A 25048-nucleotide genomic window follows, 5' to 3' on the forward strand; every position below is an offset into this window, starting at 1 on the left:
ATCCGATGAGAACACTGCGACGGATGCTGGCGGGGACGGCGGCGGCGCTGGGGATCGCGGCCGCGGTGTGCGGCGTGAATGCGACACCCGCGCGGGCGGATTGGATACCGGAATTCGCGCCGCTCGGGTCGACCATCCTGACCTTCGGGGACGCGAACTTCTGCGCCGGAGCGATCTATGTGGGCCTGGAGGCCGCGCATGGAATGCCTGGTCACGTGATCGCGCATGTGTCGCCGCTGGGCTACATCAGCGGCCCGTGCGGCAATCACATCGCCCTGGCGTGGCTGGGCTCGGCCGGAACCGGCACCCGAGACGTGTATGTCCACGCGGGGACGACGGCGGGCGAGACCCAGACCGTCGATCTCTGGATGGGCATGGGTCTGGCCAAACTCTTCGCCAACAGTTGGCCGCTACAGGGTCCCTGGGCCGAGTGGTACCTGATCGTGCCCTGACGGCTGCAAGCAGGCGATGGCGGTCGCGGACTCGGCGACGATTTCGCGCATGGCGGCTTCGGCGGCGGCTGCGTCGCCGCCTTGGATGGCTGCGGCGATAGCCGCATGCAATTGCAGGGCCCGCGGATTCGCCTGCGCGGGCATGAGCTCGTGTTCGGTTCTGCCGGTGAGCACTTCGCGCACAATCGGCGCGAAGACCGCGAGCAGCGGGTTGCCGGACGCGGCGAGCAGCGTCGCGTGGAAGGTGACGTCGTGCTCGAGATAGGCGGCGGTATTGGCCGCGCGGGCGGTGGCCGACATGCCCATGACCGCGGCGGTGAGGGTCGCGCACTGGTCGGGGGTGGCATTGGCGGCGGCCAGGCGGGCGGCGAGCGGCTCTATGCCCGAACGCAGTTCGGCCAGCCAGGCCAGCTGCGGAAACCGGTTCGGGCCCGCGAGCTGCCAGCGGATCAGCTTGGGATCGAGGGCATTCCAGTGCGCGGGATCGAGCACCGTGATGCCCGCACGGCGGCGAACACCGACCATGCCGAGGGACTCCAGCACCCGCACGACCTCGCGGGCGACCGTGCGGGAGACCTCGAAGCGGGTCGCGATCTCGTCGGAGGAGATGCGCGCGCCGGGCGCGATCGCGCCGGAGGCGATGTCGGAGCCCAGCCGATCCAGCACCGATTCGTGCAGCGGCAGGGATTCGGCGCTCTCGACCATGGCTTCAGTGTCACACATCTGAGGCATACCTATCGGCATCCCGCGTCGAATACGTAGTACTTATTCGCGCATCGACTTGATATAGTCCTCCATATTAGGTCTCTGTGCCCTGGATCACTCCACCCCGACTCGAAGAAGCGTCATGCACAACCTCACTCCACTCGCCGTGGTGAATCTGGCCGACGCGGCCACCCACCACGCCGGTAGCGCCCAGCTCATTACCGCGGCCCTGATCGGTGTCGCGCTCATCGTCGGCCTGATCACCTGGCTGAAACTGCATCCCTTCCTGGCCCTGGCCATCGGCGCGGTCACCGTCGGACTCATCGCCAAGCTGGGTGCCGCCGACACCGTCGCCTCGTTCGTGAAGGGCTTCGGCTCGACCATGGGCAGCGTCGGCATTCTCATCGGCTTCGGCGCGATGTTCGGCAAGCTGCTCGCCGATTCCGGCGGCGCGGATCAGGTCGTCGACACGCTGGTGAGCCGGGCCGGGCCCAGGGCGCTGCCGTGGGTGATGGGCCTGGTCGGCGCCATCATCGGCCTGCCCATGTTCTTCGAGATCGGTGTCGTGCTGTTGATGCCGGTCATCCTGCTGGTGGCCAACCGGTCGCGACTTCCCTTGCTGGCGGTGGCGATTCCCGCGCTGGCCGGGCTCTCGGCCATGCACGGCTTGGTGCCGCCACATCCGGGTCCACTGGTCGCGGTGTCGGCATTGAAGGCCGATCTGGGGCTGACACTGGGTCTGGGTGTGCTGGTGGCCGTACCGACCGTCATTCTGGCCGGTCCGCTGTTCGGGAAGCTGGCCGCGCGCTGGGTGAATGTGCCGGTGCCGGAGCTGTTCTCGACCGAGGCGGCCGAGGACGAGGAGAAGGAGAAGGAGCAGAAGCCGCGCCCGAGCTTCGCCGCCACGCTGGCGACGATCCTGCTTCCCGTCGTTCTCATGCTCGGCAGCGCCGTGTTCGACGTGGTCTCGCCCAAGTCCGGATCGTCGGTCAAGAAGCTCCTGGACGTTCTCGGCACCCCGGTTGTGGCCCTGGGCATCGCCCTCATTGTCGGCATGCTCGTGCTCGGCCGCGGCGGGCGCATGACCCGGGAGTCCTTGGCCGACACCATGAACAGCGCCCTGCCGCCCATCGCCGGGATTCTGCTCATCGTCGGCGCGGGCGGCGGCTTCAAGCAGGTACTGGTCGACACCGGCATCGCCAACACCATTGCCGACGCGATTCGCGACTCCAGCCTGCCGGTGCTGCTGCTGGCCTGGTTCGTGGCCGCGCTGATTCGCGTCGCCACCGGTTCGGCGACGGTCGCGACCGTGACCGCGTCGGGCATTCTCGCCCCGGTGGCCGCTGGACTCAGCACCTCGCACGTGTCGCTCATGGTGTTGGCGATCGGCTCGGGCTCGCTGTTCCTCTCGCACGTCAATGACGCCGGGTTCTGGATGGTCAAGGAGTACCTGGGCCTGAATGTGGGGCAGACGCTGAAGTCCTGGAGCGTCATGGAGTGCGTGATCTCGCTGGCGGGCCTGGCCGGTGTCCTCGCCCTGAGCGCGGTCGTCTAAGGAGAAGAGATGGAATCCAGCGCGCGACCGCACATCGTCGTCCTCATGGGCGTCTCCGGCTCCGGCAAATCCACGGTGGCGGGCATGCTCGTCAGCACCCTGGGCTGGGACCTCCTCGAGGGCGACGACCTGCACCCGCCCGCGAACATCGCGAAAATGCATGCCGGACACGCCCTCACCGACGAGGACCGCAAGCCGTGGCTGGAGGCGATCGCGCGCTGGATGTCCCAAGAGGTGACGGCGGGCCGCTCGGCCATCGTCACCTGCTCGGCACTGAAACGCTCGTACCGGGATGTCCTGCGCGGCAGCATGATCGGTCATCCCGACGCCGTGCTCACCTTCGTGCACCTGACGGGCTCACGCGAGGACCTGCAACGCCGCTTGACTGCGCGCATGGACCACTTCATGCCGCCCGGGCTTTTGGATTCCCAGTTGCAGACCCTCGAGGCACCGTCCCCAGACGAGCACATTGTCAGCATCGAAATCGGCCCGCCTCCAGGCGAAGTCGCCGCCGCGACGCTGGCCGCCATTCGCGCTCACAGCTGATTCGAAGCTTCAGCTCAGCTTCAGCCGCGATCTCTACGATCACCTGCGTGTACGCACCCAGAATCGCCGCCGCGATCGCACTGTCCACCGTGTTCATGGCCGCCGGGTGCTCGCACCCGCTGGCCCGCGCCGCCGCCGACACCACCGTGACCCTCGAATTCGGCGGGCTCCAGCGGCAATACCTCGTCCACTACCCCGCCAACCGCCCGCCGGGCCCGCTGCCGGCCGTGCTGGTGTTCCACGGCGGCGGAGGCTCCGCCCAGAACACGGCCTCCGCCTTCGGTTTCGACAAGCTCTCCGACGCGAACGGTTTCATCGCCGTCTACCCCGAAGGCTATGAGAAGTCCTGGAACGACGGCCGCGGCGACGACACCAATGCCAGCGCCGCCAATATCGACGACGTGGGTTTCATTGCCGCCGTGATCGATCGCGTCATCGCCGACGACTCGGTCGACCCGTCACGCGTGTACGCGACCGGCATGTCCAATGGCGGCATGTTCACCGAGGATCTCGGCTGCCGCCTGTCCGACAAGCTCGCCGCCATCGCGCCGGTGGCGGGCCCGCTGCCGGAGGCCGACGTATCCGCCTGCGCCCCAACCCATTCCCTGCCGGTCCTGGAGATCCACGGCACCTCCGATCCGATCGTGCCCTACGACGGCGGCGTCGTGCGCATCACCTCCGGCCATCACGGCGCGGGCTCGAGCCCGGTCCTGTCGGTCGACGCCACCCAACAGCTGTGGCGCGAGAAGAACGCCTGCGACGCCGTATCCACCACCCAACTCCCCCAGCGCACCGACGACGGGACCTCGGTGACCGTGCGGTCCTCCGAATGCGCCAACGGGGCCAAGGTGCAGCTCTATTCGATTGCCAATGGGGGTCACACCTGGCCCGACGGACCCCAGTATCTGCCCCAGGCCCTCGTCGGCAAGGTTTCCCACCAATTCGACGCCTCCGAGGTGATCTGGCAGTTCCTGTCCCAGTTCCGCAAACAGCCCGGGTGAACAACGGACAACATGGACGTACCGGTACGGTGAGCTGATGGCCGCCACAGAGTTTGCCTGCCGGTAACTCTCGTGTGAAACAACCAACGAACAAGCGCCGGAGGGTTCCACGAGAGGTGGGCACGTACGTGATGCCGCAGTCGCAGGCACAGACCGAGACCGAGATCGCCGCCGACCCCATGCTGCGGGCGGCGTACGCACCCCCGGCCCGGACCCTGGTCGACATTCTCGCCGCGACGACGGCGGCCCACCCGGACGCACCCGCCATCGACGATGGCGAGGAGGAACTCACCTACGCCGAGCTGCGCGAGGAGATCGCGCTGGTCGTCGAGAGCCTGGAGGCGGCCGGGGTGCGGGCGGGCGACCGGGTCGGCGTGCGGATGCCCTCGGGCACGCGCGGGCTCTACATCACGATTCTCGCGGTGCTGCACGCCGGAGCGGCCTACGTGCCGGTGGACGCCGACGACCCCGACGAGCGGGCCCGGCTGGTGTTCGGTGAGGCGAAGGTCTCGGCCATCGTCACCGCGGACGGCATCCAATCGACCGGCGCGGCAACCGAATCCACCAACGCGACGACGACGGCCGAGCCGACACCGGCCGACGACGCCTGGATCATCTTCACCTCCGGCTCCACCGGAACCCCGAAAGGCGTTGCGGTGACCCATCGCAACGCCGCCGCGTTCGTGGACGCCGAGGCGCGCCTGTTCCTCCAGGACGCGCCCATCGGCCCCGGCGACCGCGTGCTCGCCGGACTCTCGGTCGCCTTCGACGCCTCCTGCGAGGAGATGTGGCTGGCCTGGCGGCACGGTGCCTGCCTGGTGCCCGCGCCGCGCGCACTGGTCCGCACCGGCGCGGATCTGGGCCCGTGGCTGGTACGCCGGGAGATCAGCATTGTCTCCACCGTCCCGACACTGGCGGCGACCTGGCCCGTCGAGGCCCTGGAACCGGTCCGGCTGCTCATCTTCGGCGGTGAGGCGGTGCCGCCGGAACTGGCCGAACGGCTTGCGGGCAACCAGGATTCCGAGCGCGAAGTATGGAACACCTACGGGCCCACCGAGGCCACCGTGGTCGCCTGTGCCGCGCTGCTGGACGGCGGTTTTCCGATTCGCATCGGCCTGCCCCTGGACGGCTGGGATCTGACCGTCGTCGACGCGGCCGGAAACCCGGTGGGCGAGGGCGAATCCGGGGAACTCGTGATCGGCGGCGTCGGCCTGGCCCGCTACCTCGATCCGGCCAAGGATGCGGAGAAGTACGCGCCACTGCCGTCGGTGGGCTGGGAACGCGCCTATCGCAGTGGCGATCTCGTGCGCAACGACCGCGAGGGTCTGGTCTTCCTGGGTCGCGCCGACGACCAGATCAAGCTGGGCGGCCGCCGCATCGAACTCGGCGAGATCGACAATGCGCTCCAGCACCTGCCGGGTGTCACGGGCGCGGCCGCCGCCATCCGGACCACCAAGGCGGGCAACAAGATCCTGGTGGGCTACCTCACCGGCCCCGAACCCGGCTACGACCTCACCGCGGCGAGAAACCTTCTCGCCGAACAGCTTCCGGCACCGCTGGTCCCCCGCCTGGCCGTGGTCGACGACATGCCGACCCGCACCTCCGGCAAGGTCGACCGCGACGCCCTGCCGTGGCCGCTGCCCAAGGCCACCGCCGCCACCGCCGACAGCGGACTCTCCGAGACCGAGCAGTGGGTTGCGGGCCTGTGGGATTCGATCCTCGGCGCGGAGGTCAGCGACCCGAACGCCGACTTCTTCGACCTGGGCGGCGGCTCGCTCGCGGCGGCCCAGCTCGTCGCCGCGCTGCGGGAACGCCAGCCGCACATCGCCGTCGCCGACCTCTACGACCATCCGCGCCTGGGCGCACTGGCCGCGTTCATCGACGCCGCCGCGCCGATCGCGGCCGTCGAGGAACGGCACGTACGCCCGGTTCCCCTACCCGCGCAACTGTTCCAGGTGCTCGCCACCATCCCGCTGACCACCCTAACCGGTCTGCAATGGCTCACCTGGCTGGCCATCGTCGGCAATATCGCCGCCTGGTCCGGGTCGCTGCCATGGCTGCCGCATCTCTCGTGGTGGTGGACCCTGGCGGCCTTCCTGCTGTTCATCTCCCCGCCCGGCCGAATGGCGCTCTGTGTGGCCGGTTCCCGCCTGCTGCTGAGCACGGTCGAACCCGGCAGCTACCCCCGCGGCGGCCACGTGCACCTGCGGCTGTGGACCGCCGTGCGACTCTCCGAAGCCAGCGGGGCCGAGAACCTCTCCGGCGCACCGTGGATGGTGCCGTTCGCCCGCGCACTCGGCGCCCGCGTCGGCCGCGGCGTCGACCTGCACACGCTGCCGCCGGTCACCGGCATGCTCGAACTCGGCGACGGATGCAGCGTCGAACCCGAGGTGGACCTGTCCGGCTATTGGATCGACGGCGACCTCGTCCACATCGGCCCCATCCAGATCGGCCCCGGCGCGGTCGTGGGCGCGCGCTCGATGCTGCTGCCCGGCACCAGGATCGGCCGCAATGCCGAGATCGCGCCCGGCTCGGCGGTCTCCGGCAAGGTCAAGGCCGAACAGGAGTGGGCGGGCTCGCCCGCGGTGAAAGTCGGCAAGGCACAGCACCGCTGGCCCGACGAGACCCCGGCACGCGCCTCGCACTGGATCGCCGTCTTCGGCGTCACCTCCATGGTGTTGGCCGCCGTCCCGATTCTCTCGCTGGCCGTCGGCGGCCTGCTCATCGCCTGGTGGATTCGCGACACCCAGACGCTGACAGCCGGTTTCGGCCGCGCCTTCGCCATCCTGCCGGTCGCCCTGCTGCTGGTGTTGGGCGTCTACGCGGCGGTCACCATCGTGGCCGTGCGCCTGCTGAGCATCGGACTCACCGAGGGCTACCACCCGGTGCGCAGCCGCGCCGGATGGCAGGCCTGGGCCACCGAGCGCCTGCTGGATTCCGCACGCACCTTCCTGTTCCCGCTCTACGCCAGCCTGCTCACCCCGGTCTGGCTGCGGCTGCTGGGCGCGAAAGTCGGCAAGCGCGTGGAGGTCTCGACCGTCCTGCTGCTGCCCAAGTTCACCGTCGTCGCCGACGGCGCGTTCCTGGCCGACGACACCATGGTCGCCAGTTACGAATTGGGCGGCGGCTGGCTGCGCATCGGGGAGGCCAAGGTCGGCAAGCGCGCCTTCCTCGGCAACTCCGGCATGACCGCGCCCGGGCGGCGCGTGCCCAAGAACGGTTTGGTCGCAGTGCTTTCCGCGGCACCGTCCAAGGCCAAGGCGGGCTCGTCGTGGCTGGGCAGCCCGCCGACCCGTTTGCGTCGTGCCGCCGAATCCGGCGACACCGCACGCACCTTCGATCCGCCGCTGCGTCTGCGAGTCGCGCGGGCAGTGGTCGAAACCTGCCGACTCATCCCCGTTTTCGTGACCTTCGCCATCGGCCTCGGAGTGCTCTTCGCCCTCGCCTGGCTGGCCCAGCGGCTCGGTCACCTGCCCGCCGCCCTGCTCAGCGGTCTGGTCCTGATCGCGGCGGGCGCGGTCGCCGGAGCCGCCTCGGTCATTGCGAAATGGCTGCTGGTGGGCCGGATTCGGAACGAGGAGCACCCGCTGTGGAGTTCCTTCGTCTGGCGCAACGAGGTCGCCGACACCTTCGTCGAACACGTCGCCGCGCCCTGGTTCGCGCGCGCCGCGACGGGTACGCCCGTCCTGAACCTCTGGCTGCGCGGACTCGGCGCGACCATCGGGCGCGGGGTATGGTGCGAATCTTATTGGCTTCCGGAGGCTGACCTGGTGACACTCGGTGACGGCGCGACGGTGGAACGCGGCTGCGTCGTCCAGACGCACCTGTTCCACGACCGCATCATGGCCATGGACACCGTCACGCTCGGCGCGGGCGCGACCCTCGGACCGCACTGTGTCGCCCTGCCCGCCTCCATGATCGGCGCGGGCGCCACCATCGGACCGGCCTCGCTGGTCATGCGTGGCGACAGCGTGCCGCCCTCGACCCGCTGGTGGGGCAACCCCATCGCGCCGTGGCCCGCCGGGGGTCGCTGATGGCGGACCGGCTCGACGAACCCATCGACGATTACCTGCCGCAGAACGGAAATCGCGGATACCGGGTGTCGCGCTATGACCTGGAGCTGGTCTACAAGATGTCCAGCAACCGGTTGGCGGGGACCGCGGAGATCACCACGGTGACCACCGGTGTGCGAGATCGGTACGCGCTGGACCTTTCGCAATCGCTCGCGGTCACCAAGGTGTTGGTCAATGGGACCAAGCCCGCCAAATACGCGCATCAGCGCGGCAAATTGGTGATCACGCCGCGGCAGAAGATCCCGGCGGGCGGGGTGCTGGTGTTCACCGTGAACTACGCGGGACCGCCGAAGCCCGTGCGCGGGCCGTGGGGTGAGGTCGGGTGGGAAGAACTCACCGACGGGGTGCTGGTGGCCAGTCAGCCCAACGGTGCCGCCTCCTGGTTCCCCTGCGACGACCACCCCAGTTCCAAGGCCAGCTACCGGATTTCGATCACCACCGACTCGCCCTACTACGCGCTGGCCAACGGCACCCTGATGCGCAAGCAGACCAAGGCCAGCCAGACCACCTGGGTATACGAGCAGCCCGAACCGATGTCGACGTACTTGGCCACGATTCAGATCGGCCAGTACCGCAAACAGCGCATCGACGCGCCGCGCGGCACGGTGCCCATGCAGGCCATCCTGCCGCCACGCGTGCGCGCCGCCTTCGAGCACGACTTCGCGCGGCAGCCGCAGATGATGGCCGTGTTCACCGAGAAGTTCGGGCCGTATCCGTTCGAGGCGTACACGGTCGTGGTCACCGACGACGAGCTCGAGATTCCCATCGAGGCCCAGGGCATTTCGGTGTTCGGCGCGAATCACTGCGACGGGCGGCGCGGTTCGGAGCGACTCGTCGCGCACGAGCTCGCCCATCAGTGGTTCGGCAACAGCCTGACCATTCGGCAGTGGCGCGATATCTGGCTACACGAGGGCTTCGCCTGTTACGCGGAATGGATCTGGTCCGAGGCCGCGGGCGGACCCAGCGCCGACCAGCTCGCGCGCACCGCGCACCGCAACCTCTCGCGACTGCCGCAGGACCTCATGCTGGCCGATCCCGGGCCCGAGCTCATGTTCGACGATCGGGTGTACAAGCGGGGCGCGCTCACCCTGCACGCGCTGCGCCTCACGATCGGCGAGGCCGCCTTCTTCGACCTGCTCCGCGCCTGGACCGCCCGGTATCGCCATTCGTCCATCTCGACGGCCGAATTCACCGATCTGGCCGGGCATTACAACCCGGTGCCGCTGCATCAACTCTGGGACGCCTGGCTCTACGCGCGGCCGTTGCCCACCCTGCCACCCCTCCCCGCGTACGGGGCGCAAACCTCGACCGGGTAGACTTTCGGCGAATCAGAAAGTTGATCATGGATGTGGCACGGCCACATCAAGCGTCGTAGTTCGCTCACCGCTCGCATGCACCATCCAGGCTGCGCGACCCCAGGCTTTCCTTACGGCGATCGATTTTGCGCAACCGCAATCTCGCCACCCTGTGCCCCCGGCGCGGAGTTCAGCTCCGCAGACGGCTCGGGCACCCCCGATGCCCGAAAGGCACTGTTACCCAATGAGTTCCACCTCTTTTGCCGATCTCGGTGTGCGCGAACCGCTGGTGCGCGCCCTCACCGCCGCCGGTATCACCGCACCCTTCCCCATCCAGGCCGACACCCTGCCCGACTCGCTGACCGGGCGCGATGTGCTCGGGCGCGGCAAGACCGGCAGCGGCAAGACCCTCGCGTTCTCCATTCCCATGGTCGACCGGCTCGGCGCGCAGGGCGGGCGCAGCGCCGCCAACCACCCGCGCGGGCTGGTGCTCGCGCCGACCCGCGAGCTGGCCACCCAGATCGCGGCGACCATGGAACCGCTCGCGGCCGCGTACCGGATGTCGGTGACGACCATCTTCGGCGGTGTCTCGCAGCATCGGCAGGTGCAGGCGCTCAAGCGCGGCGTGGATATCGTCATCGCCTGCCCGGGGCGGCTCGAAGACCTCATGAAGCAGGGCGTGATCAGCCTCGACGCGGTCGGCATCACCATTATCGACGAGGCCGACCACATGGCCGATCTGGGCTTCCTGCCCGGGGTCACCCGCATCCTGGCCGCAACGCCGGAATCCGGTCAGCGACTGCTGTTCTCGGCCACCCTCGACAATGGCGTGAACAAACTGGTCAAGCGCTTCCTGCCGGATGCGGTGAAACACTCGGTCGACGAGGCGAATTCGCCGGTCGCCGCCATGACCCACCATGTGTTCGAGGTGTCCTCGGCCGAGGCCAAGCGGGCGGTCGTGCACCGGCTCGCCTCCGGGTCCGAGCGCCGAATCCTGTTCACCCGCACCAAGCATCAGGCCCGCAAGCTGGCCAAGCAGCTCACCACGGCCGGGATTCCGGCCGTCGATCTGCACGGCAATCTCTCCCAGCCCGCCCGCGACCGGAACCTGGCCACCTTCTCCTCCGGCGCGGCCAAGGTCCTGGTGGCCACCGATGTCGCGGCGCGCGGCGTCCACGTCGACGGCGTCGAGCTGGTCGTGCACGTCGACCCGCCCGCCGAGCACAAGGCCTACCTGCACCGCTCCGGCCGCACCGCCCGCGCGGGCAATGCCGGTGACGTCATCACCCTGGTCCTCCCCGATCAGCGCAGCGACATGCACGCCCTGATGCGCAAGGCGAAAATCACCGTCACCCCGCAGTCGGTCACCCCCGACTCCCCCGCCGTCGCCCAGTTGGTCGGCGATGTCGCCCCGCTGGTGGCCCTCACCGAGCCCACCGCGACCCGCCGCGCGAAGCCCGCCGCCGAGGGCCGGACCCGTTCCGAGTCCGGCCGGATAGCGGTCGGCGGCGTGAGGTCGGGTCGTTCCCCGCGACGCGCCAGCGGGTCCGACCGCGGCGAAGAGCGAAACCCTGTGCGCGGCAACCGTGCCGAGAGCGATGACCGGCGCGGTGACCGCGGACGCCCCGGCGCTCGTCGTCAGCGCGGTGCCGCCCAGGGCACCGAGTCCTACAAGCACAGCACCCACGGCGATGCGGACCCGGGTCTCACCAAGCCCGGTACGCGCGGTCAGTCCGCCGGTCGCCAGCAGACCGAGCGCGCCACGTCGGGCTTGGCGCGGCAGGGCGGTCGGGGTGCGGCACCGGCCGGAAGCACCGGCGGCCTGGCCGGGTTCTCCCGCGCGGGCGGCGGTCCGCGCCGCCGCCGCAACGGCTGACCCGGCGGCTCGCAGCTCCGGGCGGTCGGTCCGGTTTCAGATGGTCCAGGTCATCGGGTAGTTGATGATGGGGCGCTCGAACTTGCCGCCGATCGCCTCCATCTCGCCGCGCGCGACCACGGCCATCAGGGTCAGCTCGTCCATCTGCTTGGCGTGCTCCTCGGAATCCCAGACACTGATCTGGACCGTGGAGCCGTCCGGCGACACTCCAGTGAACCAGTGGATGAGCCCCGGCAACTCCTTGATGGCCGGGACCAGGTAGTCGGCCTGCTTCCTGATGAGCGCCTCGAACTCCGCGTAGTCGCTCGGATCGAAGCTCGCGCGTCCCACGCGGACCACCGCGCCCGCGGGCAATGCCTCGGTCATGCCAATCCCTTCGTTTCGTCATCGGGTTCGAACCCGGCCGACACTGCCCGTCGGCCCTGGCAGTTCGCTGGCAGCACCCATGGCACGCCGGAACCCGAACGGCACGCCCGAGCGCGGGACACGGCCGAAGAATGGGACAATTGCCCATATATACGCAGTGCTGAGTTTTCTACAGTTAATCCAGAGCAAGCAGCTGCCCGCTTTGTGGTTTTGGATTTACTTCAATCGTCTCGGACGCTTTCACAGGGTCAAGAGAGGGAGTCATGAATGCTCAAGCACCACTCAACGAGCGGGCCATCGTCAAGTTCGAGCATCTCGAAGACCGATACAAGGTGTCGGTGACACCAATCGACCGACTCAACTGGCGAGTCGGATACGCCCCGGACATGAAGGCCGCCGTGGCACTAGCCCACGAACTCGTGAACTGACATAAACCACTGGCCACCGGACCCCGCCCCGGGCGAGACTGCACCCATGCCGTTCACCACAGCCGACCGCCTGGCCATTCACGAATTGCTCGCTCTCCACGGCCATCTCAGCGACAGCGGCGAATTCGACCGCTTCGGCGAGGTCTTCACCGACGACATCGTCTACGACATGACCGCCTACGACGCGGGCCACCTCACCGGCCGCGACGCCCTGCGCGACGCCGCCCTCCAGCTCGGCGACGCCAACCCCCTCGCCCACCACGTCACCAACATCACCGTCACCCCCACCACCGACGACACCGCCGCCGCCCGCTCCAAGGGCCTGGCCGTGAACCTCGACGGCACCACCGCCAGCGTCACCTACGAGGACACCCTCCTCCGCACCCCCACCGGCTGGCGCATCGCCCACCGCCGCATCCTCCCCCGCCGAAAGCCGCTCACCCCTTAGCCTTTCATCGCCGCCTCGGATTCACGCTGCGCACCGGCCGGCACCGAGCCAGGCAAACGCCGACACGAACCCGCTGGCATGTTTGCGCTTCGGTGTCTGTCGCGTGATCCGGGGTGCGAGAATCTGCCGCATGTCGGGTGGCTCCGTGCCGCGATTCGGCGACAGGACTCCGATGGTGGAGGCACTGTCGCAGTGGCGGCTGCGCGAACTGCTGGCCGAGGTGCAGGACCGGATCGCGCAGGTGGTGGATGTTCACGATCGGATGGATCGGCTCATCGACGCCATGCTGGTCATCACCTCGGGCCTGGATCTCGACGAGACCCTGCGCACCATCGTGCACACCGCCATCGAGTTGGTGGACGCCCGTTACGGTGCGCTCGGGGTGCGGGAGACGCGCAGCAGCGGCGACAACCTGTCGGAGTTCGTGTACGAGGGCATCGACGATCGCACGCGGGTGCTGATCGGCGAACTCCCGCACGGGTGCGGGGTGCTGGGTCTGCTCATCGAGCAGCCGAAACCGTTGCGGCTCAAGGATTTGTCCAATCATCCCGCCTCGATCGGGTTTCCGGCGCACCACCCGCCGATGCACAGTTTTCTGGGTGTTCCGGTCAAGGTGCGCGACGAGGTGTTCGGCAGCCTGTACCTCACCGAGAAGGTCAATGGCCAGGAGTTCACCGAGGACGACGAGGTGGTGGTGCGCGCACTGGCGGCCGCGGCCGGCATCGCGGTGGCGAATTCCCGGCTGTACGCGCAATCGCAGCTGCGGCAGCTGTGGCTGGAGTCCATTCGCGATGTGGCCACCGAACTGCTGGGCGGCGGCGATCCGGCCGAGGTGATCGAGCTCATCGCCGATCGCGCACTCGCGCTGACCGATTCGGTGTGTACCTTCGTGGCCCTCCCCGAGGACCTGGAGCTCTCCGATGACGCGGTGACCGAGCTGATCGTGTCGGCGGGCGCGGGCGTGCCCGCCGCGGCCATGCTGTCGCGCCGCATACCCATCGAGGGCTCCCACACCGGCAGCGTCTTTCGCAGCGCGGAGTGTCTGGTCACGGAGGGCTTGGCGCACAACCCATTCCCGGAATTGCACACGGAGTTCGGCCCGGTGCTGCTACTCCCCCTGCGCGCCCGCCAATCCATGCTCGGTGTGCTGGGCGTGCTGCGCGCCCCCGGCGAACCCGATTTCGACGCGTCCGCGATCGCCATGATGACGGTCTTCGCGGGTCAGGCCGCGCTCGCTCTTCGCTTGGCCGACAATCAATTCCGCATGCGCGAGCTCGACGTCCTCTCCGAACGCGACCGGATCGCCCGCAATCTGCACGACCGCGTCATCCAGCGCTTGTTCGCCACCGGACTGGCGGTGCAGGGCACGGCGCAGCGCATCCGGTCCCCGGAGATCCGGGATCGCCTGTACCAGAGCCTCGATGACCTGCAATCCATCGTCCAGGACATCCGCCAGTCGATCTTCGACCTGCACGGCCCCGCCATCGGCCAGGTCCCGCTGCAACAGGGTCTGCACGATCTGGTCGCCGAGATGACCGCGGAAACCAAGCTGCGCACCACGGTTCACGTCTCCGGTCCCCTCTCGGTCATCCCGGTCTCCCTGGCCGACGATGTGCAGGCGGTCCTGCGCGAGGCGATCAGCAATGTCGTGCGCCACGCCGGAGCCGATTCCCTCACCATCGCCCTCAGCGTCGCCGACGACGTCACCGTCGATGTGAACGACAACGGCGCGGGCCTCGACCAAAGCTCTTCCCGCCGTAGCGGTCTGGCCAATCTCGAGGTCCGCGCACGCCGCCGCAACGGCACCTTCACCATCGAACCGGGCGAATCCGGTGGCACCCGCGTCCACTGGTCGGTACCGCTGCCCTGACAAGCGAAAGCCCCCGGCACGCGGACTCTGAAGTCTCGGGGGTGCGTGACGGGGGCGGGGTCACCGCGTATCGGGTCCGATCGATCGACCACCTCCTTCCCGCTCGGGCGACCGACGGCCGACATGTTCAGGAACTCCGATCGGTGCCGTAGAGCATCCCCTCACAGACCGCATTCGCAGCACGGCCGAAAGTCCCCGCGCCCCGGGCAGATGGCCACCGACCGACCCGAACCGCCCACCCGGACGGGCCCCGGCGAGGCCTTGTCAGGCGGTTTATGAAAGCGCACACTTACGTACGTGGCTGCTTTCAAAGAGGTCGACCTGACCATTCTCGGGGATCCGAGCCGCAAGGCGATCTTCGAGTTGCTGGCGCGGCGGCCGTGTTCGGTGGGCGAGTTGGCCGAGCGGTTGCCGATTACCCGGCAGGCGGTGTCGCAGCACCTGCGGGTGCTCAGGGATGGCGGGCTGGTGGTGGCCACGGCGGAGGGCACACGCCGGATCTATCGGATCAATCCGGAGGGTGTGGCCGCGATTCAGGCGTATTTCCAGCGGATCTGGGATGACGCGCTGACCAGTTTTCAGAAGGCCGCCGACGCGGCCGATCCCGAACAGGAGCAATCATGAGCACCCCCACGATTCCCGCGCTCAACGGCACCGCGACGGTGGCCCTGCCACAGGAGCGGGCCTTCCGGTTCTTCACCGAGAACTTCGGCAGCTGGTGGCCCGCCGACTACCACATCGGACAGTCCGACATGGTCGACGCCGTCATCGAGCCATCGGTCGGCGGCCGCTGGTTCGAACGCGGAGCCGATGGCAGCGAATGCGATTGGGGCCGCGTACTCGCCTGGGAGCCGCCGCACCGCTTCCTGGTGACCTGGCAGATCAACGGCTCCTGGCAGTTCGACCCCGATCCGGCCCACGCCAGCGAGATCGAGGTGCGCTTCGTGCCCGAGGGCCCGGAACAAACCCGAGTCGAACTCGAACACCGCCACCTCGATCGACTGGTCGACGGGCAGGCCATTCACGACGCCATCGCCATCCAGGGCGGCGGCTGGAGCACACTGCTCGAGCTTTTCGCCAAAACCGCTGCGGCACAGTCTTGATCGAACGGCAGGACGTGGATCAGGCGGACAGGTCACCGGTCTGGAGGAAGCGCTCCAGGCGCTGGGTGTAGGGCTCGGGATCGATGCCCTGTTCGGTGAGCCAGGTGTCGCTGTAGTACTTGTCGAGATAGCGTTCGCCCGGGTCGCAGAGAAGGGTTACGACGCTGCCCTTTTCGCCCCGGGCGAGCATTTCGGCGATGACGTGGAACGAGGCCCAGACGCCGGTGCCGGTGGAGGCGCCGCAGCGGCGGCCGAGGAGGCGTTGGAGGAGGTGGATGGTGGCGACGCTGGCGGCGTCGGGGACGCGCATCATGCGGTCGACGGCGTGCGGGACGAAGCTGGGTTCCACGCGCTGGCGGCCGATGCCCTCGATGCGGGAACCCTTGTCGGAGGTGATGTTTCGGTCCAGGGTGCGCCAGCCCTCGAGGAAGGCCGAGTTCTCCGGGTCGGCCACGCAGATGCCGGTGGCGCGCTGGGTGTAGTGGACGTAGCGGGCCAGGGTGGCCGAGGTGCCGCCGGTGCCCGCGGTGGCGACGATCCAGCTCGGTTCCGGGAAGCGTTCCTGTTCGAGCTGGCGGAAGATCGATTCGGCGATATTGTTGTTGCCCCGCCAGTCGGTGGCGCGTTCGGCGTAGGTGAACTGGTCCATGTAGTGCCCGCCGGTCTCCTCGGCGAGCCGCGCCGAGACCTCGTACACCTCGCATGGATCGTCGACCAGATGGCAAGTGCCACCGTGGAATTCGATGAGTTCGACCTTGGACTTGACGGTGGAGCGCGCCATGACGGCAATGAACGGCACGCCGATCAGCTTGGCGAAGTAGGCCTCCGACACCGCGGTCGACCCGCTCGACGCCTCGATCACCGGGCGGCCGGGCCGCAGCCAGCCGTTGCACAGCGCGTAGAGGAACAGCGAGCGCGCCAGCCGGTGCTTCAAACTGCCGGTGGGATGGGTGGATTCGTCCTTGAGGTAGAGGTCGATGCCCCAGTCGGCGGGCAGCGGGATGGTCAGCAGATGGGTGTCGGCGGAGCGGTTGCCGTCGGCCTGGACCTTGCGCACGGCCTCGCGCAGCCAGGCGCGGTATTCGGGGTCGTAGCGATTGATGTCGCTCTCGTCGACGAGCGTTTGCGATCCGGTTGCCAGTGCCATGCCCCCGACGCTAGTCGAGGACCGGGTTTAGTGGGACCGACCTGGGCCGACAAATTCTAAGCGTTCGTAATAGGGGGTGAAACTCCCGATAATGGCCGGGTCTACCCTGTGACGGCCGTCTCGACGAGCGGCACGGTCGCCTGCAACTCCTCGATGACCGCGCGCACCGCGGGCACCTTCTCCAATTTGGGCAGGGTGACCGCGAGAATGCGCCGCTGCATCGCGGGTTCCACCGCCACCGACCGCACCGCGCCCACGGCCGGGATACCGGCGATGGCGAGTTCGGTGGCCAGCGCGACACCCAACCCCTCGGCCACCAGACCGACGACGGCACCGAGATTCTCCGTGGCGAAGGAGATGTCCGGGTGGAATCCGGCCTCCCCGCACGCGTCGATGAGGTAGCCGCGGCATTGCGGACACCCGGCGATCCACTTCTCGTGAGCCAGCTCCGACAGCTGGAGCGGACTCATCCGATACCCGCCCGCCAGCTCGTGCCCCAGCGGCAGCAACACGCGCAGCCGGTCGGTGAACAGCGGCCGCACACTCAGCTCCGACAGATCGGGACTGGCCGCGTCACAAGAGCTTTCGGAGTCCGGCACCCCGCCCTCGGGATAGTCGAACAGGAGCGCGATCTCGCACTCGCCCGCCCGCAGCATGGCCACGGCCTCCGGCGGTTCGGCCTCCACCAGCGCGATCCGCAGCTCGGGTTCGGCGGCGCGGACCCGGGCAATGGTCTTGGGCACCAGCGTCGACATCGCGCTCGGAAAGGCGGCCAACCGCACCGTGCCCGCCTTCAATTCGGTCAGCGCGCGGATCTCGGCCTCGGCGGCGTCGAGACTGCCGAGCACCGTGGCGGCATGCCGACGCAGCGCCTCACCGGCCTCGGTGAGCTGGAGTTGATGCCCCGACCGCGTCACCAGCGCGGTGCCGAGCTGACGCTCCATGGCCTTGACCTGCTGACTGATCGCTGGCTGCGTATAGCCGAGATGCCGGGCCGCCGCGGAGTACGAACCGGTCCGCGCGACCGCCTGGAAAATCTTCAGCTGTCTGACCTCCAGCATGCCGACCATCCTAAACGTCCCAGTTCAGCGGCCCGGATCAGCGCGGCGGCAAACGCTCGGTGCGGGACCGGCAAGCATCTCGCGGGCCGCACGAGCCGCGCACCCCTGCTAGGTTGGATGTCGATCGCGTATAGGGTTCCGCGCACCGCCGCCAGCACGACACCACAATCAGGCGAGTGCGGACTGGTCCGAGCTGCGCCTCGGTGTTTCTGCCGGAATCGCCGACATCTAAAGGGACAAAAGCCTGGAGGACTCCCTTCCGCCTGCGCCGGTGACGGTGCGGCCGACCGAGAGCCCGAGGCACATGCCCGTAATCGTCCTGGTGGGAACACTTTTCGCGGCCGTGCTGCACGCGAGCTGGAATGCCATCGCGCACAAGATCCCCGACAAGACCGTCGCCTTCACCCTGGTGAACCTCGGCAGCATGATCGGCGGCATTCCGCTGGTCTGCCTGGCTCCGATCCCGGATCCGCGCAGCTGGGTCTTCCTCGGCGCATCCGCCGCCCTGCACCTGGCCTACAACGGTTTGCTGATGGCGTCCTACCGGCTCGGCGACCTGAGCCAAACCTACCCGCTCGCCCGCGGCACCTCACCGCTGGTGGTCACCCTGGCGGCGGCGGTGTTCCTGGGCGAATTGCCCAGCGCGGGACAGATTTCCGGCGTTCTGCTGATCTCGACCGGCCTGGCCTGTCTGGTCGGCTGGGGCTACCGCGCCCACCCGGCGCGGCCCACCGCGATCTACGCCGCCCTCGCCACCGGCCTGATGATCGCCTCCTACACCACCGTCGACGGTGTCGGAGTTCGCCTGTCCCACAGCACACTCGGCTACATCGGCTGGCTGATGGTCTTGGGCGAATTCGGTGTTCCACTCGCCGCGCTGGCCCAACGCCGTCGCGGACTGGCGACCGACCTGCGCCCGTTCTGGCTCCTCGGCCTCACCGGCGGCCTGTGCAGCGTCCTGGCCTACGGCATCATCCTGTGGGCTCAGACCCGAGCCGATCTCGCCGACGTCGCCGCGCTACGCGAGTCCAGCATCATCGTGGGCGCGCTGATCGGAACCCTCTGGTTCAAGGAGAGTTTCGGCGCACCCCGCATCGTCGCCACCTGCGCCGTGACCGCCGGAATCGCGCTGATGTACCTGGCCTGAGCAAATGGGTGTCCGAATTATCGGACCGGCAAGGGTTTTAGAGGACCAATTCCTCTTTTTGCTGGATCGTAGCCGTGATGGGATGAGTCTTGCTGAAAGGAAGTCGCACAATGAACGCTCTCGTAGCAATCCTCATCGTGTGGGTCTTACTCTCCCTGCCCGCGGCCCTGCTGTTCGCGCGGATGATTCGCCCGGCCGGGCGCACGACCGGCTCGGCGCCCGGCAGACACCGTTCCGGGGCGGCTACGCCGATGCGTCGCTGAAGCTCCCGTCGCGCAGGACAGGAACCGTTGCGCTGCTATCGATTTCGATCGCAGTGGCGACGTCTTCGCCGAATCCGATGGCCGCCAGTTCCCGTCCGGAGGCGCAGTCGGTGATCAAGCCGGGCACATCGGCGATGCCGGTGTAGGTGTTGCGGGCGATGATCGCCTCCGACGACAGCGTCCCGACGCCGTGGTCGGCGAGTGCCGCGATGACGGCTCCGGCACCCACCAGGTCTTCGATCGCGGGCCGCAGTACATCGCGCCCGGGCCAGTGCTCGCCCGCGGCGATGACACCGATCGGCTGGTCCACGGTGCCCCACCCTTGCTTCGCGATCCAGTCCCCGACCACCGCGGCGTTCCGCAGACACGCCGCGATCACCGGAACACCGTCGACGGCAGCCGAAATGGCCGAACCGTTCGGTGAAGGCAAGACCAGCCGCTCCGGAGCGGGTGCGCGGCGCAGCGCCGCCGGGGACAGTGACCACGGCTGTTCGGCCGACATCGCGCGGCGGCCGACGGCCAGCCGGGCATCGTGCGCGGCCGCGAAATCCGCTGCCGTCCGGTCCCGGAACGTGTAGGGATACACCCGCGTCCCAGCGTCGATGGCGACCGACACCGAGGTGGTGAACGACAGCACGTCGACGACCACGATCGCCGCGCACCCCGGCCCGAGCGCCCGCGCCCCGGTGATCCCCCACTCGAACCGCACCCCGGTTCCGTCCTGTTGCGACCACGCGGGCAGCTCCACGACCCAATCCCCCTCTCCGCGAACTCCCTTCGCGGCCATCGCCAGAGATTACCGCCCGCGGCTCCGGGCGCCGAGTTGATCACGGAACTGGCCGGGGGTGAGGCCGGTTTCCTCGCGGAAGGCTCGGTAGAAGTGGCGGTCGGTGGAGAAGCCGGAGGCCGCGGCCACCGCGGCCAACGAGCGGGAGGGGTCGGCTCGGATGAGGCGGCGGGCGTGGGCGATGCGGGTGCGGCGGACGATCGCGCCAGGCTCGCCGAACCCTTCACAGACCCGGTAGAGGGTGCGGCGGGAGATCAGGCAGGCGTGGGCGATCTCGTCGACCGTCAGGTCCGGATTGGTGAAGTTCTTGCGGATGTAGGCCAATACCTGCTGGCGGGTGTAGAGCGAGTCCGAGGGCGCGGGTGAGGTTTCGCCCGTCGCCAGCAGCAGCGCCGAGGCCATCATGCCCGCGGCGTCGGTGCCGAAGACCGAGACCGCCTGGCTGATGTCGTCGGGCGGGAGTTCGGCCAGGCCGCGGAAGAAACTGGTGACCACCCCGAGCGCGCCGACGGCAGGAACGGCGGTGGCCGTGGGCAGTTGCTCGCGGGTGAGGCCGGAATGTTCCATCACCAGTTGTAGTGGCGCGCGGACCAGCGTGGACAGGCAATTGTCGGTGGTGCGGCTCTCCAGCGGTAGGCCGCTGTCGAAGAACGAGATGGTGCCGGGCTTGCATTCGGCCACCTGCCCGCCCTGCTCGGTCCAATTCGTCCCTTCCAGGACGATATTCACCAGGATGAACTCACCGGTGGACTGCGCCACCATCCTTTTCGTCCGCAATGCCCGTTGCGCACTGGCCTGCATGCGCGAGACGGCGAATCCGTCGAATTGGGTCGTGGTGATTTGTCCATGCCAGTGACCTTGGCGCAATGGTTCGATCACCGTCGGGGCGACCGCATCCGACATCAAGGCTTCCCACTGCTCGAACGCCTGACGTGGCGAAAGGGTCGAGGACGATGAGATCTCGACAGCGCCGAAAACGGCTTGCTCCACGCCGGTAATCTTCCCACCACATATCGCTCAGCAACCACGTTTCGAACGAGTTCCGTATTCGGTTGTTGGTGAAGGCCACGACGGTGACCTCACGGAACGGGCGAACCGCTCATCAAGAGTGCTGTCAATGTATAGAGACGCTCGATTCGAAGCGGCGAACCGAGATCTTTGTAGTGCCACAATGGGGTTCGCACAGAATCGGTTACCGCACTGTCGAGGGAATCGACAAGAAAAATGTGAGCACGCCGTAACGCGGTGGCCACGAAGCGCTCGATCATGGGACTCGTACAACTGCCCAGCGCATGGACCGCACAGGCGGTCTCCTCGGTCGTCGAATGCCAGACGCCCCACGAACCGTTCGGTCGCTGAGTCGCGAGCAGCCAGGCGACGGCGCGCGAAACCGCCAGCAGCGCATCGGCGGAGAACTCGGCTTCGATCGCGCGGGACAGGGCCATGGCCGCGGCGGCGGTGGGCAGGACGGGCGAGGCGACCGACCTGTCGCTCCAATAGCCGTCCGGGTGTTGGGTTTCGACGAGTGCGTGCAGGGCCGCCGCTTCGCGGCCGCGGAAGGGGCCGGTCCGACGCGGGGAGACGGTGGTCAGCGCCTCGAGCAGGTGCGCGGTCGCCATCGGTGCCGCGGTCGCGGGAAAGGCCGTCAGGCACCCGGGATTCACGCCGTCGTCCCACGAGTTCAGGACGAAGACCGCGAGCGCGGAGGAGTTCAGGTCCGGCGGCAGACCCGGCGCGAAGGCCATGCCGTCGGCGCCGAGCGCGGCACGCAGGGACGCGCTCAACGACGCGGTGAACCCGGGCGGCAGCGGGAAGCCCAATCGCGCGAAAAGCGCCGCCGCCATGGCCCGTTCGAAGTTCGTGGCCGGCGCGAGGGCGGGCCACAGCCCTTGGTGGCGCACCCCCTCGCGCCGCAGATAGCGTTCGGCACCGCGCATTTCGGATCCGTGCCAGCGGACCGCGCTGGCGGTCAAGGCCGGTGAGCACGCGACCGCACCGCCGCTCAGCGAATCCTCGGCGTTCCAGCCGCGAGGCGCGGTCGCGAGCAACTCCAGCGGGTACTCGCGCCACGCGTCGCGATCGCCCTCGGCCGCTCGCGTCCGCATTACCGCGCAGCGATCGGTCTTGGCCCGCTGTGCCGTTCGGGCGCGGTCCAGTGCAATCGCATACCGACCGCCCTCGTACCCGAGCCGTTCGGCAACCCGATCCAGGAGAATCGGAACCGTGCAGTCGATCGACTCCAGACTGGGCAGTCGGTCTGGCGCAAGTGATTCCGGATCGGCGAGGAGGAACTCACACCCGTCCCGCACCGCCTCTCGCACCCACCCCCGATCGACCGGCGCGTCCGACGGCAACGCCAGCAACATCGACACCACCGCCAGCGTCGACACCGTCCGGTACCCCGTCGGCGCGTGCGGACTCCCCCAGCTGCCATCCCCATTCCGCGTGCGCGCCAAGGCATTCAGGCCCAGCCGCGCCAGCGAATCCGGCAGTAGCCGAGGTGTTTGCTGGAGCCGGTCGACCACCACCGCCGTGGCATACGGCGACCCGGTGATCATGCCGTCGGCGTCCTCGTCGACGAGCCTGATCAACTGCCACAACGACATCAGTGCGCGCTTGCGGATCGCGCCGATGGATTCCTCGTTCACGGATGCTCGCACGGGGTTGCGGACGGGGACGGGAACTCCTCCACGATACCCGCGCGACCATCGCGAACCCGTCTCCACGGAAAGCCAAACCGATTGCAGCCCTGCAGATCTTGCGAATCCACCGCTATTCGCCCGAAATGTCGGTTACGCTGGCGACGGAGGGATCCCGCCTCCGGCCGAGTGAACCCGAGTGTGTCCTATGAACGAACACGAATTGCGGCACCTGGAGATCCCACTTCCGTTCCCGCCGCAAAAACATTCCATGAGCGATCGAGCACAGGAAAGAGTTCAGACCTGGGCAATGCGTTTCGGATTACTGGCCGACGATGACGCGGCACGGCGTTTCGACAAGCTCGGATACGCGCGCTTCTCCGCCTATTGGTGCCCCACCGCGTCTTTCGCCGACATGCTGCTCGTGGCCGAATGGATCACCGTATTCTTCATCTTCGATGATCTGCAGAATCTGGCCATCACCACCGGCCGCCTCGACGAGTACGACCGACTGCGCCACGCGGCGCTGCGGGTGGTGCACGATCGCGGGGCGACCGGTCCGGTACCACCCGTCATCGCAGCTCTGTCCAATCTGTGCACCCGAACCTTCCCACGCAATTCCGAAGTGTGGCAACGCAGATTCGCTTTGAACCTGGAATTGTGGCTGATCGGACATGCCCGGGAGAACGCATTCCGGCAGGCGCTCCGGTCCCCGAGTCCGGAGGAATATCCACGATTGCGACGCGACGCGTGCACGGTATTGCCGACCGTCGATCTGGCGGAAATCATCGAGCACATCGAGCTTCCCGACGCCCTCTATTATGGGCCCGCCTATCAGGAGATCATCGCCACCACCGCCGATATTATGTGCTGGACCAATGACTTACACTCATTGGCCATCGAAACCGATGCCGAGGACACCATCAATATGGTGACCACACTGCACGACCATCGCGGTATGGATCTGTCTCGGTCGGTCGTGGAAATCCGGCGTCTCATCGATGCCCGGGTGACCGATTGCCAACGGGCCGCGCAATCCATAACCGCCGAAATGGATGCGCTGCACTTGCCGCCGAGAATTCGCAACGGTGTCCGTCGCTGCATTCGCGATTGTCAATCCGCCATCGCCGGAATGGAACTCTGGGACCGCACGGACACCGTCCGCTTCACCCCGGACGACGAGCTGCGCGAAACCCGGAACATCGACTACGGCAACGGATTTCTCGATCGAGTCTGAGACCGGCGCGGCCCGCCACACGGATTCGCGGACCAGGTAGCCGACCCCGCGCCCGGTGACACGGCCGTCGGTCAGATGAGGGCCCGGTGGCGCTTCAGTCGGCGGCGGACGTCGGCCATCATCGAGCGGGTGCCCGCGGTGCGGAGGAATCGGGGGATGAAGCGGTTGACGAAACCTACGAACAGGAACAGGTGCTCGAAGCGGCGTTGGTCGGCCGCGGTCCAGGTCAGGCCCATCTGATCGCGGAAGTAGGGCGCGAGGTAGCCGACGGTGAGGAAGCGCAGCAGGCCGCCGAAGAGGACCCGCAGGTACCAGTGGATCATCCGCAGATGCAGCAGGTCGTCGACGAAGGCGCGGATCTTCTCGTCGACGGCCACCTGCTCGCAGGCCACCACCCAGTATTCGTCGAATTCCGCGCGGGTCTTGGGCCACATGTCCGCGGTGACCTGCAGGGTGGTGCCCAGGGGCGCGGCGGTGGAGTAGAACGCCTCGGCCTGTTCGGGACTCATTTTGCCGTTGAGTAGCTGATAGGAGTCCTCGAAGCCGATGTAGAGGCAGGCCGCGACCCACAGCTGCAGGTTGCGGTCGAAGGCGTTGTACTTCACCGGGACACCGGGTTCGGACTTCACCTGGCGGTGCGCGACATTCACCGCCTCCCGGAAGGCGATCTTCTCCTCGGGTGTGCCCAGAATCGCCACCGCGAGGTAAGAGGCCGTGGTGCGCAACCGCTTCCACGGATGCACCATGAGCGCACCGGACTCGACCTTGCTGTCGGCGACGCCGTGCCCAACCCCGGGCCGCGCCATCTGCATGGCCACGTTCGCGGCGGCCCCGGAGAACTGCCAGAAGTCCAGTGCGTCCTCGAGTTTCGGCGGCCGCTTGCCGTCGGGCCGGTGCACGCCGGGGATGCGGATGCGAGTCTGTTCGAGGGTGAGGGCCGCGCCGGACGGCTGCGCTGCCGCGATTGCCATGAGTACCCCTCCCGGGCAGATTCCACGATGAACCGATACTAACTTATGACCGTTGCACAGTGACCGAAATCTGTTCGA

23 protein-coding genes are annotated in these 25048 nt (G+C 68.0%); 15 read left to right on the forward strand and 8 right to left on the reverse strand.

Features of this window, described 5'->3' with window-relative positions; translation table 11 throughout:
* The first annotated feature begins 5 nt into the window (after positions 1–5).
* A complete protein-coding gene (locus VMT65_RS08875; protein ID WP_326307573.1) occupies positions 6–452 on the forward strand; it encodes a hypothetical protein in 447 nt (148 codons plus the stop codon).
* On the opposite strand, the gene VMT65_RS08880 is transcribed toward VMT65_RS08875, so the two are convergent.
* Positions 411–1175 carry a FadR/GntR family transcriptional regulator gene (locus VMT65_RS08880; RefSeq protein WP_326307574.1) on the reverse strand — a complete coding sequence of 255 codons (765 nt, stop codon included), beginning with the start codon at positions 1173–1175 and terminating at the stop codon, positions 411–413. The genes VMT65_RS08875 and VMT65_RS08880 overlap by 42 nt on opposite strands.
* A gap of 124 nt (positions 1176–1299) precedes the next feature.
* On the opposite strand from VMT65_RS08880, the gene VMT65_RS08885 reads away from it, so the two are divergent.
* From VMT65_RS08885 to VMT65_RS08910, 6 genes are all read left to right on the forward strand, one after another.
* Positions 1300–2712: a GntP family permease gene (locus VMT65_RS08885; RefSeq protein WP_326307575.1), complete on the forward strand. Its 1413-nt coding sequence runs from the start codon at positions 1300–1302 to the stop codon at positions 2710–2712.
* A gap of 9 nt (positions 2713–2721) precedes the next feature.
* Positions 2722–3258 carry a gluconokinase gene (locus VMT65_RS08890; protein WP_326307576.1) on the forward strand — a complete coding sequence of 179 codons (537 nt, stop codon included), beginning with the start codon at positions 2722–2724 and terminating at the stop codon, positions 3256–3258.
* A gap of 47 nt (positions 3259–3305) precedes the next feature.
* On the forward strand, positions 3306–4259 hold the full coding sequence (locus VMT65_RS08895) for an extracellular catalytic domain type 1 short-chain-length polyhydroxyalkanoate depolymerase (protein WP_326307577.1): 954 nt from the start codon (positions 3306–3308) through the stop codon (positions 4257–4259).
* 131 nt (positions 4260–4390) lie between these two features.
* Positions 4391–8293: a Pls/PosA family non-ribosomal peptide synthetase gene (locus VMT65_RS08900; protein ID WP_326309129.1), complete on the forward strand. Its 3903-nt coding sequence runs from the start codon at positions 4391–4393 to the stop codon at positions 8291–8293.
* A complete protein-coding gene (locus VMT65_RS08905) occupies positions 8293–9648 on the forward strand; it encodes a M1 family metallopeptidase (protein WP_326307578.1) in 1356 nt (451 codons plus the stop codon). The genes VMT65_RS08900 and VMT65_RS08905 overlap by 1 nt, the downstream gene beginning before the upstream one ends.
* Before the next feature lie 223 nt (positions 9649–9871).
* A complete protein-coding gene (locus VMT65_RS08910) occupies positions 9872–11503 on the forward strand; it encodes a DEAD/DEAH box helicase (RefSeq protein ID WP_326307579.1) in 1632 nt (543 codons plus the stop codon).
* 36 nt (positions 11504–11539) lie between these two features.
* Here VMT65_RS08910 and VMT65_RS08915 read toward each other — a convergent pair whose 3' ends face one another.
* Positions 11540–11869, reverse strand: a complete 330-nt coding sequence (locus VMT65_RS08915; protein WP_326307580.1) for a hypothetical protein — start codon at positions 11867–11869, stop codon at positions 11540–11542.
* A 263-nt stretch (positions 11870–12132) separates the two neighbouring features.
* On the opposite strand from VMT65_RS08915, the gene VMT65_RS08920 reads away from it, so the two are divergent.
* From VMT65_RS08920 to VMT65_RS08940, 5 genes are all read left to right on the forward strand, one after another.
* The gene (locus VMT65_RS08920; protein ID WP_326307581.1) at positions 12133–12297 is read left to right on the forward strand and encodes a hypothetical protein; all 165 of its coding nucleotides are present in this window, start codon (positions 12133–12135) and stop codon (positions 12295–12297) included.
* Positions 12298–12343: 46 nt separating this feature from the next.
* On the forward strand, positions 12344–12745 hold the full coding sequence (locus VMT65_RS08925) for a nuclear transport factor 2 family protein (protein WP_326307582.1): 402 nt from the start codon (positions 12344–12346) through the stop codon (positions 12743–12745).
* A gap of 130 nt (positions 12746–12875) precedes the next feature.
* A complete protein-coding gene (locus VMT65_RS08930; RefSeq protein WP_326307583.1) occupies positions 12876–14615 on the forward strand; it encodes a sensor histidine kinase in 1740 nt (579 codons plus the stop codon).
* Positions 14616–14912: 297 nt separating this feature from the next.
* Complete coding sequence (locus VMT65_RS08935; protein ID WP_326307584.1) at positions 14913–15239, forward strand: ArsR/SmtB family transcription factor; 327 nt, start codon at positions 14913–14915, stop codon at positions 15237–15239.
* Positions 15236–15718, forward strand: a complete 483-nt coding sequence (locus VMT65_RS08940; RefSeq protein ID WP_326307585.1) for an SRPBCC family protein — start codon at positions 15236–15238, stop codon at positions 15716–15718. The genes VMT65_RS08935 and VMT65_RS08940 overlap by 4 nt, the downstream gene beginning before the upstream one ends.
* Before the next feature lie 19 nt (positions 15719–15737).
* Here the strand turns inward: VMT65_RS08940 and VMT65_RS08945 are convergent, their stop codons facing one another.
* Complete coding sequence (locus tag VMT65_RS08945) at positions 15738–16865, reverse strand: PLP-dependent cysteine synthase family protein (protein ID WP_326307586.1); 1128 nt, start codon at positions 16863–16865, stop codon at positions 15738–15740.
* 101 nt (positions 16866–16966) lie between these two features.
* Positions 16967–17926, reverse strand: coding sequence for a LysR family transcriptional regulator (locus tag VMT65_RS08950; protein WP_326307587.1), 960 nt, complete (start codon positions 17924–17926; stop codon positions 16967–16969).
* Positions 17927–18230: 304 nt separating this feature from the next.
* Here VMT65_RS08950 and VMT65_RS08955 point away from each other — a divergent pair, with 304 nt between their 5' ends.
* Positions 18231–19073, forward strand: a complete 843-nt coding sequence (locus VMT65_RS08955; protein ID WP_326307588.1) for a DMT family transporter — start codon at positions 18231–18233, stop codon at positions 19071–19073.
* Between the two features lie 110 nt (positions 19074–19183).
* Complete coding sequence (locus tag VMT65_RS08960; protein ID WP_326307589.1) at positions 19184–19336, forward strand: hypothetical protein; 153 nt, start codon at positions 19184–19186, stop codon at positions 19334–19336.
* Here VMT65_RS08960 and VMT65_RS08965 read toward each other — a convergent pair.
* From VMT65_RS08965 to VMT65_RS08975, 3 genes are all read right to left on the reverse strand, one after another.
* Positions 19317–20123 (reverse strand): 2-phosphosulfolactate phosphatase, encoded by an 807-nt coding sequence (locus tag VMT65_RS08965; protein WP_326307590.1) that lies wholly within the window; start codon positions 20121–20123, stop codon positions 19317–19319. The two genes, VMT65_RS08960 and VMT65_RS08965, sit on opposite strands and share 20 nt — an antisense overlap.
* 9 nt (positions 20124–20132) lie before the next feature.
* Positions 20133–21113: an AraC family transcriptional regulator gene (locus VMT65_RS08970; protein ID WP_326307591.1), complete on the reverse strand. Its 981-nt coding sequence runs from the start codon at positions 21111–21113 to the stop codon at positions 20133–20135.
* Positions 21114–21202: 89 nt separating this feature from the next.
* On the reverse strand, positions 21203–22771 hold the full coding sequence (locus VMT65_RS08975) for a hypothetical protein (protein ID WP_326307592.1): 1569 nt from the start codon (positions 22769–22771) through the stop codon (positions 21203–21205).
* A gap of 262 nt (positions 22772–23033) precedes the next feature.
* Between VMT65_RS08975 and VMT65_RS08980 the strand changes: the two genes are divergently transcribed.
* Complete coding sequence (locus tag VMT65_RS08980; RefSeq protein ID WP_326307593.1) at positions 23034–23999, forward strand: terpene synthase family protein; 966 nt, start codon at positions 23034–23036, stop codon at positions 23997–23999.
* A gap of 71 nt (positions 24000–24070) precedes the next feature.
* On the opposite strand, the gene VMT65_RS08985 is transcribed toward VMT65_RS08980, so the two are convergent.
* Complete coding sequence (locus VMT65_RS08985; protein WP_326307594.1) at positions 24071–24970, reverse strand: oxygenase MpaB family protein; 900 nt, start codon at positions 24968–24970, stop codon at positions 24071–24073.
* Positions 24971–25048 lie beyond the last annotated feature (78 nt).

The organism is Nocardia sp. CDC153 (genome assembly GCF_035818515.1).
GTDB lineage: Bacteria > Actinomycetota > Actinomycetes > Mycobacteriales > Mycobacteriaceae > Nocardia.